Genomic DNA, 13,262 nt, shown 5'->3' on the forward strand with positions numbered 1-13,262 from the left:
AAAATATACCGCGATAGCGACGCAGGCAAACGGCTTTCATAACTTGAAAGCCGTTTTTTATGTTTTATTTTCTGAAATCAAATTTGGATAGATCAGGTCTAAACTTTTTAGCTCTTTTCAGCTCCTCCTGATAAATTACCTGACCAATATTTTTTAAAAAAGGATAGGTTACTGTTTCATATTCATAGCGTCCATCGTTATAGATGCCATTTTCATTGGACTGCACAACAACGGCGAGCATAAATTCCACCCCATGTTCAAAGTCGACGATATAGGCATTATCAATATTATAGCCGTAAGAATCGCCATACTTGTTGAAAATCCGGATGTTGGGATTTAAGGTCGCGTTTTTTTCACGACCATAAAAAAGGAGCTTGCTATACGTTGGCCAGAATTCTGCTGGATCATATTTTGGGAAATCTGATTCAAAGGGATAGCGTGACATATAGTCATAGAGGAGCGCGTAATCATCTTTTTTCAGATTAAATCGTTCCTTAGGCCGAAATGTTTCGGGAAATAACAATTTCTTCAATATCAGCTGTTGATCTTGCAAAGCGTATACATTTAATCCTTCAAAACTCCAAGGCTCATGAACAAGTTCATCTTTATCGTTTATGTAACCTTTCCCCTGAAGCGTATTGGACAGCTTGATGGTATAATCCTTGGGATCGAACTGTGCTTCTTGTTTATAGATAATATCCTTCCCCTTATAAAAGGTGACGGGGTTGGTATGTTTGGCCCATATGCCTTTGTCGCCAATAGCAAGACGGTTGACAATGCGGCTATATTTAGTGCCGTATCTTTTAAGTTTCGCATTCAGTTCTCCACGACCAATAAATTCAAAGAGCCTATTTTGTGCATCATTATCGCTGGTCAATAGTATCTTTTTTACGTATTGTGCAACAGAGGGAAGACCATTGGCGGCCGATTCGTCCACAAGAACCTTAGTCTGCTTTTCAAAAGCAGAATCAATGCGGAGCGGAGTATCTTTGGTTAAACCGGCAATATGGAGGTCATTGATTTTTTCCAAAGCCAAAATTGCGGTCGGAAGTTTTACGGTGCTTGCCGGATAAAAATACCAATGTGGATTAAGGCGATAGCTATACGACCTGAAATGTGGAATATTGGATTTATCACGATCGATCTGCGTGTAAAGGATCTGTACCTCGTTTTTAGTAGGGTGACTTAATATTTTCTGAAATAGATCTGGATGGCTTTGGAGTAACTTTTCCAGGTATATGGTATCTACCTTTTGAGCGTATAGATCTGACATAAATAGGGTGAGAAATAGGGTGAGGTATTTGCGCATATCCAAGTATCGTGTTTATTTACTATCGGTTAAACTCCTCTATGGCTTTTAACAGCTGGTTTTTTGATAACAGTTTTTTGGCTTTTTCATTTCCCTCCACATAAGGCTCCAGGGTTTCTTTTTTCATTGGTAAAATTTCATTCGCCTTTTCCATCTTGAAATGCGATATCGCAGGCTGATTAATATCAGCGGTCATGCTATAGCGACGGATTCGTCTTTCATAACTAACAGTGTCCACCAGGAATAACCAGCAGCTATCTTGTGGAATGCCTTTAATTTTCTTATTCCAATAATCTATCCGATAAATTTCTTTTGTTTGATCTGGTGTTACAGTGTATTTTTTGCCTTTTTCCCGCCAAGATATCTCACTGGGTTTGGTTGCCGTTCTCAATTTTATTTTGGTTTTTGAAACGACAGTACTGTCATTTTTTAAAACAATATAAAATTTATACCTACTGCTGATCGGTTCGCGGTCGAAAGAATAGAGGATCGGCGCATACGATCCTGGTATTGTAATATTACCACCTGGCGTACGTATCGTATACGGTGCGCGGAATTGCGCAAAAACTTGCGACAAATTACCCAGCATAACAAGTCCGAAGCATAAAATAGGCAGCATATACTTGGGCGTTCCAGTGTATGTTTGCCTGTTGGTTTTAATACCCATGGATTTATTTTTTCGTATAAACTTCAAAGGTATAAGCAAATGCATGTTTCTCATCGGCTTGATGCGAATCTGAAGCAACTAATTCCCATTCTTCTGACGGTAATTCAGGAAAGAAAGCGTCACCTTTGATGGTGGTATGTACGCGCGTCAGAAGCACTTTATTTGCCAAGGGTAGCGCTTGCTGATAAATGTTTGCGCCACCAATGATGAATACCTCACGTTCATCCCGGCAATACAAGAGTGCCTCTTGGATGCTGTTGGCAACATCAATATCTTCTCCCTGGAAATTCGCGTTACGTGTAATGACAATATTCCTTCTGTCTGGTAATGCTTTGCCTATAGCCTCAAAAGTCTTTCTACCCATTAGGACAGAGTGCTCAATGGTATTTCTCTTAAAATATTTAAAGTCGTTGGGTAAATGCCAAGGCATCTGATTGTCGATTCCGATGGCATTGTTTTCCGACGCAGCTACGATTAATGTGATCGTTGGGTTGCTCATTTTTGATATAAGGTGATTATTCGTTCGCTAAAATATGTTACAAAATCAGGTACCTTCCTTGTTAAACGGCCACCGGAGCTTTGATATGTGGATGGGATTCGTAGTTTAACAATTCAAAATCTTCAAACTTAAAATTAAAGATATCTTTTACTTCTGGGTTTATTTTCATCTGGGGTAGCGCTTTTGGCTTGCGGCTCAATTGGAGCTCCGTTTGCTCGAAGTGATTACTGTAGATATGTGCATCGCCCAGGGTGTGGATAAACTCTGCGGCTTCCATGTCGCAAACCTGTGCGACCATCATCGTCAATAAAGCATAAGACGCAATGTTGAAAGGAACGCCCAAGAATATATCGGCACTACGTTGATAGAGTTGACAGGACAATTGCGGCTTTAAGATACCTTTTTCAGGTTGTGCCGGAGCGACATAAAACTGAAAAAAGGCATGACAAGGAGGTAATGCCATATGCTCTATTTCGGCAACATTCCATGCCGATACAATAATACGGCGTGAATCCGGTGAATTTTTTAGCTGGTTGATAACCTGTGTGATCTGATCGATATGACGGCCATCAGGTGTTGGCCAGGAGCGCCATTGTGATCCGTATACAGGGCCCAAATTTCCTTGTTCGTCAGCCCACTCGTCCCAAATGCTTACGCCATTTTCTTTGAGATACTGAATATTGGTTTCACCTTTAAGAAACCAGATCAATTCATGGATAATGGACCGCAGGTGTAATTTCTTCGTCGTTACCAAAGGGAAACCTTCCTGAAGGTTGAAACGCATCTGATATCCAAAGACACTTTTGGTACCTGTGCCCGTACGATCTGTCTTTACAACACCATTCGTATATACATGTCTGAGTAAATCTAAATATTGTTTCATCTGTAAAAAGTAATTATTAAATACCAAATATCAATGCTTTAATCGAACTGGATAGAACGAATAGCACTTTTATGTGTCTGATTCTCAATCGGGGAATATTTGAATACATCATGTCCGGCTCTAATTTAGTTTGTCCGTATTAAGCCGCCGGTGCATTCAACCTTTCAAGATAGTCAAAACTAAGGAAAATCCTTATAACGAGAAAGTCAAAACTTAAAATGATAAGAGGGGTTACTGAAAAAAAATGTAATTTTGCAAAATATTATGGAGAATAAGAAAGTAGCTTTTTATACACTTGGATGTAAACTGAATTATTCGGAGACATCATCCATTGGTCGTTTATTTAAAGATGCAGGCTATGATACCACAGCGTTCAATAGCCGTGCAGACGTTTATGTAATCAATACATGTTCGGTAACGGATAATGCTGACAAGAAGTGTAGAAAAGTAGTGAAGGAAGCTTTAAAGCACTCTCCCAACGCCTATATTACGATTGTTGGCTGTTATGCGCAGCTAAAACCGAAAGAGATTGCAGAGATTCCCGGAGTGGACATGGTCTTAGGTGCAGCTGAAAAGTTTAATATTATTGAGCATATCAATGATTTGACGAAACAGGAAAAAACGATCGTTTATAATGGTCCAATCGATGAGACCAATCAATTTGTCTCGGCTTATTCGATTGGCGATCGTACGCGTACGTTCCTAAAAGTACAGGACGGGTGCGATTATTCATGTACATTTTGTACGATTCCTTTGGCACGTGGTGGAAGCCGCTCGGGCAAGATCGAAGATATTGTGCGTCAAGCAGAAGAAATTGCAGCTTCAGGCGTCAAAGAAATCGTGTTGACAGGCGTAAATATTGGCGATTTTGGTATTCGGGATGGTAAGCGCGAAGACCGGTTCTTGGATTTGGTACAAGCACTGGATGAAGTCGAAGGGATTGATAGAATTCGTATTTCCTCGATAGAACCCAATCTTCTTTCCAATGATATTATTGAGTTTGTGGCCCAATCAAAACGTTTTGTTCCACATTTCCATATGCCATTGCAGTCTGGAAGCAATAAAATTCTGAGTTTAATGCGCAGAAGGTACAAAAGAGAGCTTTACACAGAGCGCGTCGCTTTTATCAAGTCATTGATGCCTAATTGCTGTATCGGTGTTGACGTTATTGTCGGATTTCCGGGAGAAACACGTGAAGACTTTATCGATACATACAATTTCTTGAATGATTTGGATATTTCTTACCTGCATGTCTTTACCTATTCAGAAAGGGAGAATACGATTGCTGCTCAAATGGACGGTGCTGTACCGGGAGCTCAACGCAGCGATCGTAGCAAAATGTTGCACATCCTTTCGGAGAAGAAGCGCCGTGCGTTTTATGAGTCACAGCTTGGTGAGACTGGTGATGTTTTGTTTGAAGCAGACGAAAAAGATGGTTATATGCATGGTTTTTCTAAAAACTATGTCAAAGTACGGACCTTATACGATCCATTATTGGTGAATGAGGTTGTGCCGGTTAAATTTATGGAAGTAACGGATTCCTGTGAAGTGGAAGTAGAAGAAATTCCGGAGACACTGACACATTAATCTTTGTAGGGTTATACCATATTTAGATTTTATAATATACAAAAAAGGCAATCTTATTAGAGAAGATTGCCTTTTTTTCGTTAAAGGGAATTCCATAATTTCCCTATTGATTGCAGCATACAGTTGTGTTCCTGATCAAATTGACTGCAGTATTCTGACCGGAAGTGGATCGGTCGCCTAATGCGTATTGCTCTTTGCTGCATTTAACCAGATGACGGTACCCAAGATCAAAAGTACCCCGAGCCATTGTATCGTGGATACACTTTCATGAAGTATAAAAAACGACATACAGGTGGCTACGGGTAGCTCCGCCGAACTTAATATTCCGCCTAAGGAGAAGCCCGTTTTCGGTAGGCCATAGGCAAATAATAAAGGCGGGATGACCGTGCCAAATAGCGAGAGGATCAAGCCGAAATAGAGAAAGTTACCATCAAATTGACCATTCCATAAATAAGCAGGTGGAAACAAGGTGAAGACCAGTATACAGGCCCCCGTTACCATAATAGCACTTTTTTGAATGGGGTGATAGTCATTGCCGACACGCCCATTCACGATCATGAAGACCGAATAGGCCGTCGCCGCTAATAGACCAAATAAGACACCTGTTAGGTTGAGGTGTTGTAAGCCTTTTTCAATAAGTCCAGTCGCTAATAATGTTGCAATGAGTACAATGCCGATACCAATCAGATTGTTTTTTGAAGGTTTTGCCTTGAAAAAGATAAATTCGATTACCACACCGATCCAGATATACTGCATGAGCAGTACGATGGCCAACGAAGCCGGGACGAGCTGTACACATTTGTAATAGAGAATGCTCACCAAACCGGTCGAAGTACCACTGATTAATATCTTGATCCATGAAGATTTCTTGCTTGAAGAGTGAAATGACTTTGCTGAAAAGAGTTTGATGATGATATAGATAAGCCAAAGGATAAGCATGCCAAACAATACCTGAATTCCCGTTACCTCTCCTAAATTCAACCCTTTACCATAGGCTTTTTTAACAAACGTTGATAGTATCCCAAAACTACTCGCACCTAAAAAGACAGCTAATGCACCTTTTAATTTTTCCATTCTCAAATAAATTAGGCGTCAAAGTTACGATTTCTGAACAATTCTTTTTCTTATCTGACGTTCTTATCAAGAAAAGCAATCTCCGGGGGCAAGCTTAACAGTACTGCTTAAATGCGTCCAACAAGGGAAATTTACAGGCTGGAAACTGTATTGTTCGTCGTAGTACGTTGCGGAGGACAGTTTTATAGCAGAAGTCATCGGAGTAAATTGTTTTTTAGCAGTAGGCAAATTTATTGGATATCAACAGCAATTTAATTAAGTTTGTTATGCAAGTAAGTTTGTTAAGCAAGAACGTAAATCGAACAGCATGGGTGTCAGATCTTATTTTATCTTCTTTTTAGGTGCAGTTCTATTTTTGAGCAGTTGTTCAACGAAGAAAAAGGTACTTAGCTCCAAAACACATTCTTCCAATGGTTCGGTTTTGACAGATGCGAGCTCAGCGCGTGGAAAAACTTTTTCGGGATCCAAACTTGACAATTATGCAGACTTACTCAATGTGAGTACCAAAAAACTAAATCCGCACCTTTATTCCTTTATTGACGATTGGATGGGGATACCGCATCGTATGGGTGGACAGACCAAATCGGGGGTAGATTGCTCGGGATTTGTTAATTTGCTCTATATTGAAGTATACAAAGGGAATTTGCCGCGGACTTCCCGTGACATGGAAGGAATAGTAAAAAGAAAAAAGGTCGATAAACTCGAAGAAGGGGATCTCGTGTTTTTTTCTTTCGGACGAAACGGAATAGATCATGTTGGTGTATACCTGCATAATAACAAGTTTGTTCATGTTTCGACCCGCAAAGGTGTTATTATCTCTGATCTTTCTGACAGCTGGTATGCGAAGACCTTTGTTGACGCGGGCTCTCCCAATATCTAAATGCGTGACTTTCATGTAGGTTTTATGTCATATCTTGATATAAACTTTTATACCCTGTATAAATCCTTATTTTTGTCAAAATTTTATAGAAATGACAATCAAGAGTAAGAAGATTTTTTTGGGCCTTTGTATTATTGTGCCGTTTTTGATGTATTGTGTTTATTACTATAGTAATATGATCAAAAATGCCCCTTTTCGTTTTGCCGATTTTGAATCCATTGAATTCAAATACGGCGAGCCGAACCACATGGTCAACGAATACGATTCAAAAACACGTATCTATAAATATTTAGACAAAAAAGATTCTCTAATTACCGATACTGTAAAATTTACAAAAGACGATTTATTATACCTCCACCGCAAAGCAATGGAACTCGGCTTTTGGAACCTGGACACCGATATGACCGGACCCGAATGGCAGCAGGATTCAACAAATTCCAAAGTCCCACGTTTTTATTTGGAATTCAACTATAAAGATAAGTCCAAGCATATTACTTTGGATGCAGATTTTGCAGGTAACCCTCGTATGCACGACGCTGCAAAATCAATGATCGATGAAGTCAACCGCATGTTGGCGACAGCACAAGCCAGATAGTTAAGAAATAAACCCTAAGGGTAAAGAGAGAAATCAAGCAATGGTTTCTCCTTTTTTGTGCCAAATATCCGTCTGAAAACAAAGGGTGGAAGAAGGATTTAAGTAGCTAACAATATTATTTCTAATAGGGATTTTATAGGAGCTAATAGGGACCTGACAGGGACCTCATTCGGATGAATGCGAATAAAACATGGATAAAGTCCCTATAACGATAATATTAAATATGGGTTAATTAATACGGAAATATTAAATTGTTGCCTTTGTTTTTTTGATAAATTCTTTATATTCTCTTTATACTCCGTTAACCTGAATCGGATACTTTAGCGCCAAAACAAATTTCATATGAAAGCATTTTTGGCATTAGCAATTTCCTGGGCATGCGTAAACGCTGTGCAGGCACAAGATGTTGCGAAAGGAAAAGTTTATCTGGACGTAAACAAAAACGGAAAATTAGATAAAAATGAAAAAGGCATTGCGTCTGTTTCTGTTAGTAACGGGCGGGAGGTGACAACAACGGATAAAGATGGTGATTATCAATTACCCGTTGGAAATGACAATATCATTTTCGTAGTCAAACCAACAGGTTATACCTTACCTTTGGATGAAAATAACCATCCAAAATTCTATTACATCCATAAACTGAACGGTAGTCCAGTTTCAAAATACCCTGCTGTTGCTGCTACAGGAAAACTCCCTGCTGCTGTAAATTTTGCATTGTATCAACAAGATGAGGATCCTAATTTTTCAGCTTTTGTTTTTGGTGATCCACAGGCTTACACGGAGGAAGAACTGGCCTATTTCAAAAATGGTGTGATCAATGAAATTTCCGATAAGACAATTGCGAAATTCGGAATAAGCTTGGGCGACTTGGTAGGTGACGATCTTTCACTTCAGCCAAAGTATAAATCGGTGATTTCCACGATGGGCCTGCCATGGTATAATGTCATGGGAAACCACGATATGAACTATGATGCTAAAGTGGATAGCCTCTCCGATGAATCGTTCGAGCGGACGTTTGGCCCCAATAATTATGCGTTCAACTATGGAAATACGCATTTTATCATTCTTGATAATATCATTTATCCGAATCCACGGACAGGTAAAGGTTATTTAGGCGGATTCCGTAAAGATCAGCTTGATTTTGTGGAAAATGACTTAAGAAACGTTGCTAAAGACAAATTGATTGTGTTGGCATTTCACATTCCTTTATATCATCAAAACTCGGATGTCTTTCGTAACGAAGATAGACAACGTCTGTTCGATATTTTGGCTCCCTTTAAGCACAGCTTGTCTTTATCGGCACATACACACTTTCAGCGTCAATATTTTTATGGACAAAAAGACGGATGGAAACAAGAAAAGCCACATCACGAATATAACGTAGGTACAACCTCTGGCGACTGGTATTCGGGGGAGTTGAATGACAAAGGAATTCCTGTTTCTACAATGCGCGATGGTACACCAAAAGGGTATGCCATTTTAAAAATAGAGGGCAACCAATACAGTTTTGATTATAAGGTTGTCGGTAAGCCAGCAACGTATCAGATCGATTTATATGGCGCTACGGTAGTCCCAGAAAAATACACAAAGAGATATCCGATATACGCTAATTTTTTCATTGGAAAGGAAGGTGACAAGGTAACGTATAGAATTAATCAGGGCGAATGGAAGGAAATGGATTTTGTCAATGAAAACGATCCAGCATTTCTAAATTCTCTGGCTAAGTACGATACAGCAACTGAATTAAAGAATACGCGTAGACCTTCAAACCCTGAAAAATCCAGCCACTTGTGGATGGCTAATTTGCCAAAACTTAAAGCTGGTAAATATCAGATTGAGGTTCAGGCGGTTGATCTTTTCAATAGAGTACACCTGGCAACGAAGACTATTGAGGTGAGATAAATAACCATTTGTAGAGTTGTTTTAAGTTTAAAGATAGCTTAAGATGCACTTAACATAACCATCCTATATTTGTGTAGAGTAATTTTTGATTCATAAAGAGTTAGGGTTAATGTGTAGATCTGTTGTGAAACACGTCTGAAAATTTAGTTTGTTTTTAAAGTGAAGGTAATCTCCCCAGATTACCTTTCACTGTTTTTGGAACGTTCAGACTAAATTACGGCGCCAGTATTTAAATGCTTTTGGGTGGCCTGTTCTTACAGTTCATTCGATTTGTACAGACAAGGTTTTGTAGGGCAATTCGTTTGGTATATGAACTTTAGTTAGTAGATGAACACTTAGTTGGGCCGTGGTATTTCTTCTGAAAGTGTCTGATGTTATTGGCCAGAAAGAACATTCCGTTCGCTTTTATCGTTGTCGGTCTGCGAAGTCATGTAGGCTTTGTTGCCGCATAACATGACGGAAATCATCCGATGCCGGATTTTCAAAGATCTCCAGGTCGAAGTATTTTGTGGCGGCAAATAGGTGGTCGAATACATCTGAAACAATTCCTTCGTAATATTCCCAGCGGATATCGTTTACAAAGAAATAAAGTTCGACTGGAACACCGTGTTCGGTTGAAGCAAGCTGACGCACCATCAGGGGCATGGTCTTGTGGATATTGGGGTTTTGACGCAAATAGGTGAGCGTATAAGCTCTGAACATCCCTAAATTGGTCATTTTGCGGCCGTTTATGGGGCTTGACTGATCTATCTGTTGTTCGGTGTTGAATTGGTCAATTGTCTTGGCGCGCTCTTCGATATAAGGCCGCAGGATCTGTATATTTTTGAGTTTTTCAATTTCTTCATTTTCTAAAAATCGAATCGTGGAAATTTTGATATTTATGGCCCGCTTTAAGCGCCTACCGCCCGACTGCTGCATGCCCCTGTAATTTTTGAACGAATCCGACAATAGCGTATGTGTCGGTATCGTCGTAATGGTCTTATCAAAGTTCTGTACTTTTACATTATTGAGGTTAATCTCTTTGACCGTTCCATCGGCGCCATATTTGGGCATCTCTATCCAATCTCCGACACGGATGGAGTCGTTGGCCGAAACTTGTATACTAGCAACAAATCCCAGTATAGTGTCTTTGAATACCAACATCAATATCGCTGACGCAGCACCTAAGGATAATAAGAAGGACCAGGGAGATTTTCCTGTCAGTATGGAGAAACAGATCGTCCCACCGATAAATAATAGGATGATTTGACAGACCTGTAAATAACTCTCCAGGGGTTTGTCGGCAAAAGATTTTTTCATGCGCAGCATATCCCGTAAACTCTTCAGAAGCGAATGAATAATCAGCAAACTGACGGCAGTCGTCGCGATGTCAAGTACTTTATTGCTATTTTCTTTCCAGGTTGGAAACCCCATGAAGATAATGGGCATGATATATTGTGCCACTAAGATCGGGACAAAATGAGCAACAAGTTTCAGTGTTTTATTGCGGATCAATAGATCATCAAAGCGATTTGTGCTGCGTCTAATGGCTTTGATTGTTAACAGGAGTAATGTTCTTTTGGTGAAATAGTCAATGATGATCAAAAACAAGACAACCAGTAGGAGTAAAAGGATCGAGTTAACAAAATGACTGCCCTGATTATCAAGGCCAAGTTGTTTAATCCATTGAAATGTCCAATTATAGATGTGGGATTGAGAATCTTTGAATAATTCCGTTGCTGTGCTTTGCATGTTACAAATATACAAAAAGCCGCAATTAGCGGCTTTTTGTTATTTTGAATTGAGCGGTTCACGCTCGTGTTTATGTCTAAAGAAGACTGCAAAAAGGACTGCTATAACCAAGGTGTAGATGGCAAAAGCTAGCCAGATGTCATGCCAGTCTTTTAGCATGAGGTTACCACTTAACATGCCGTCAGGTAAGATTGAGATACTCTTTTCCTGCAGAAAATGTAGGAAGTGGGTGTTGTCGATTGTTGTATCTAAATATTGTGCGAGATCTTTGCTGTTTTGAAAACTTTTGGTAAAGTAGTGGTCAATGATCCAACCCGATGCAAAACTGCCTACAACGGCACCAAAACCATTTGTCATCATCATAAACAAACCTTGTGCCGAGCTGCGTATGCTTGATGTTGTCGAGGTTTCGACAAATAATGAACCTGAAATATTAAAAAAATCAAATGCCATACCATAAACGATGCATGATAATACAATCATCCAAAGCCCGCCAGCAGGGTCACCAAAGGAGAATAATCCAAAACGTAATACCCAGGCTAACATCGAAATCAGCATGACCTTTTTTATACCGAATCTTTTAAGAAAAAATGGAATAGCCAAAATAAATAGTGTCTCGGATATCTGGGAAATCGACATAATGATGGTCGAATATTTCACAACGAAAGATTCTGCAAATTTAGGATAGAATTTAAATTCATCCAAGAATACATCACCGTAGGCATTGGTCAATTGGAGTGCGGCCCCCAAGAACATGGAAAAAATAAAAAATAAAGCCATTTTATAATTTCCGAAAAGTTTAAATGCCTCTAAGCCTAATAGTTGTGTCCAGGAAGCGTCTTCCTGTTGTAACTTTTTTGGCGGACATTTAGGTAGCGTAAAAGCATAGAGACTTAAAGCCAGCGCTGCGGTTCCGGCGATATAAAATTGATAAGCTGTAGCCTTGTTGCCGGTTAAATTGGTGATCCACATGGCGACGATAAAGCCTATCGTTCCGAATACCCGGATAGGGGGGAATGCCTTGACCAAATCGTAGTTATTTTCATTCAATGCCGTATACGCAATGGAGTTGGATAGGGCCAAAGTGGGCATATAAAAACACATCGCCGCTAGCATTGCATAAAAAAAAGTGTTTGGATCATTTACCTGCGGTAAATAGAATAAAACACCCGCATAACATAAGTGAAGGATAAAATATAATCTTTCGGCATTTATCCAACGATCGGCGATAATTCCCATCAGAGTAGGCATAAATAAAGAAGCGATCCCCATGGTTGCGAAAATAGCTCCAAATTGTGTACCATCCCATTGTTTTGTGCCAAACCAATAGTTTGCTATTGTAATCAACCATGCTCCCCAGACAAAGAACTGAAAGAAGCTCATAATGGTCAATCTTAATTTAATAGACATAAATCGATGTTATTTAAAATTTTTATTTCGCTTTAATGAAAGGAGTTATTTTCTTTTGGAAATCTCATCCCTAATCAAGGCAGCCTGCTCGTAGTTTTCTTCGGTCAAAGCCTGATTAAGTGCTTGCTCCAGTTGCTCATCTGTCAACGAGGAGAAAGGGTTTTGTGGGGATTTTGAAGGAGTTTTTTCTTCGACCTCAACAACACTTGGATCCTGAACTTTGTTGGATTTGTCCAGGTTTTCCAAAAATGCAAACTCATGTCCTTCAATGATGATTCCAGCAGAGGACATAATAAATTCATAGGCATAGATCGGAGCTTCAAACCGTACAGCCAGTGCAACGGCATCGGATGTGCGGGCATCAATCTCTACAATCTTATTGCCGTCAGAACAGATAATTTTAGCATAAAATATACCTTCAATCAAATTATAGATCAGTACTTCAATGAGTTTAATACCAAAAGAATCTGCAAAAGATTGAAATAGGTCGTGTGTGAGCGGACGACTAGGAATCATTTTCTCTATCCGAATAGCAATAGCCTGAGCCTCGTGGCTGCCGATAATGATGGGCAATCTTCTGTTGCCCTCCACTTCTCCCAATACAAGGGCGTAAGCCCCAGACTGTGTTTGACTATAGGATAAACCAACGATATCTAATCTGATTTTCTTCATTTTAATTCCAAAGCGGTCTACAAACTTAGATAAATTTGCTTTTATATGCAATT

The 13,262-nt window shown here is 39.6% G+C and carries 12 protein-coding genes; 4 read left to right on the forward strand and 8 right to left on the reverse strand.

Annotated elements, in window-relative coordinates:
- Positions 1-64 precede the first annotated feature (64 nt).
- From AAW12_RS12645 to AAW12_RS12660, 4 genes are all read right to left on the reverse strand, one after another.
- Entirely contained in the window at positions 65-1,309 is a 1,245-nt protein-coding gene (locus AAW12_RS12645) for a serine hydrolase (protein WP_046673992.1), read from the reverse strand.
- Between the two features lie 22 nt (positions 1,310-1,331).
- Positions 1,332-1,976 (reverse strand): hypothetical protein, encoded by a 645-nt coding sequence (locus AAW12_RS12650; RefSeq protein WP_046673993.1) that lies wholly within the window; start codon positions 1,974-1,976, stop codon positions 1,332-1,334.
- A gap of 4 nt (positions 1,977-1,980) precedes the next feature.
- Positions 1,981-2,475 carry a dihydrofolate reductase gene (locus AAW12_RS12655; RefSeq protein WP_046673994.1) on the reverse strand — a complete coding sequence of 165 codons (495 nt, stop codon included), beginning with the start codon at positions 2,473-2,475 and terminating at the stop codon, positions 1,981-1,983.
- A 61-nt stretch (positions 2,476-2,536) separates the two neighbouring features.
- Complete coding sequence (locus AAW12_RS12660; RefSeq protein ID WP_046673995.1) at positions 2,537-3,358, reverse strand: thymidylate synthase; 822 nt, start codon at positions 3,356-3,358, stop codon at positions 2,537-2,539.
- A gap of 264 nt (positions 3,359-3,622) precedes the next feature.
- Here AAW12_RS12660 and mtaB point away from each other — a divergent pair, with 264 nt between their 5' ends.
- Positions 3,623-4,945, forward strand: coding sequence for a tRNA (N(6)-L-threonylcarbamoyladenosine(37)-C(2))-methylthiotransferase MtaB (gene mtaB / locus AAW12_RS12665; protein ID WP_046673996.1), 1,323 nt, complete (start codon positions 3,623-3,625; stop codon positions 4,943-4,945).
- Positions 4,946-5,122: 177 nt separating this feature from the next.
- Here mtaB and AAW12_RS12670 read toward each other — a convergent pair whose 3' ends face one another.
- Positions 5,123-6,019 carry an EamA family transporter gene (locus AAW12_RS12670; RefSeq protein ID WP_046673997.1) on the reverse strand — a complete coding sequence of 299 codons (897 nt, stop codon included), beginning with the start codon at positions 6,017-6,019 and terminating at the stop codon, positions 5,123-5,125.
- A 307-nt stretch (positions 6,020-6,326) separates the two neighbouring features.
- Here AAW12_RS12670 and AAW12_RS12675 point away from each other — a divergent pair, with 307 nt between their 5' ends.
- The 3 genes from AAW12_RS12675 to AAW12_RS12685 all read left to right on the forward strand — a co-directional run bounded on the left by AAW12_RS12675 (position 6,327) and on the right by AAW12_RS12685 (position 9,396).
- Positions 6,327-6,899, forward strand: a complete 573-nt coding sequence (locus AAW12_RS12675) for a C40 family peptidase (RefSeq protein ID WP_046673998.1) — start codon at positions 6,327-6,329, stop codon at positions 6,897-6,899.
- Between the two features lie 91 nt (positions 6,900-6,990).
- Positions 6,991-7,494, forward strand: coding sequence for a hypothetical protein (locus AAW12_RS12680; RefSeq protein ID WP_231585262.1), 504 nt, complete (start codon positions 6,991-6,993; stop codon positions 7,492-7,494).
- A gap of 342 nt (positions 7,495-7,836) precedes the next feature.
- Positions 7,837-9,396: a calcineurin-like phosphoesterase C-terminal domain-containing protein gene (locus AAW12_RS12685; protein WP_046673999.1), complete on the forward strand. Its 1,560-nt coding sequence runs from the start codon at positions 7,837-7,839 to the stop codon at positions 9,394-9,396.
- A gap of 405 nt (positions 9,397-9,801) precedes the next feature.
- Here the strand turns inward: AAW12_RS12685 and AAW12_RS12690 are convergent, their stop codons facing one another.
- Genes AAW12_RS12690 through AAW12_RS12700 form a run of 3 tightly spaced genes read right to left on the reverse strand, consistent with a single transcriptional unit; the run spans position 9,802 to position 13,209 of the window.
- The gene (locus tag AAW12_RS12690; protein ID WP_156167635.1) at positions 9,802-11,127 is read right to left on the reverse strand and encodes a mechanosensitive ion channel family protein; all 1,326 of its coding nucleotides are present in this window, start codon (positions 11,125-11,127) and stop codon (positions 9,802-9,804) included.
- Between the two features lie 39 nt (positions 11,128-11,166).
- Positions 11,167-12,537: a nucleoside permease gene (locus tag AAW12_RS12695; RefSeq protein ID WP_046674001.1), complete on the reverse strand. Its 1,371-nt coding sequence runs from the start codon at positions 12,535-12,537 to the stop codon at positions 11,167-11,169.
- A 45-nt stretch (positions 12,538-12,582) separates the two neighbouring features.
- Positions 12,583-13,209: a bifunctional nuclease domain-containing protein gene (locus tag AAW12_RS12700; RefSeq protein ID WP_046674002.1), complete on the reverse strand. Its 627-nt coding sequence runs from the start codon at positions 13,207-13,209 to the stop codon at positions 12,583-12,585.
- Between the last annotated feature and the right edge of the window lie 53 nt (positions 13,210-13,262).

It is taken from the genome of Sphingobacterium sp. Ag1 (genome assembly GCF_000988325.1).
Lineage (GTDB): Bacteria > Bacteroidota > Bacteroidia > Sphingobacteriales > Sphingobacteriaceae > Sphingobacterium.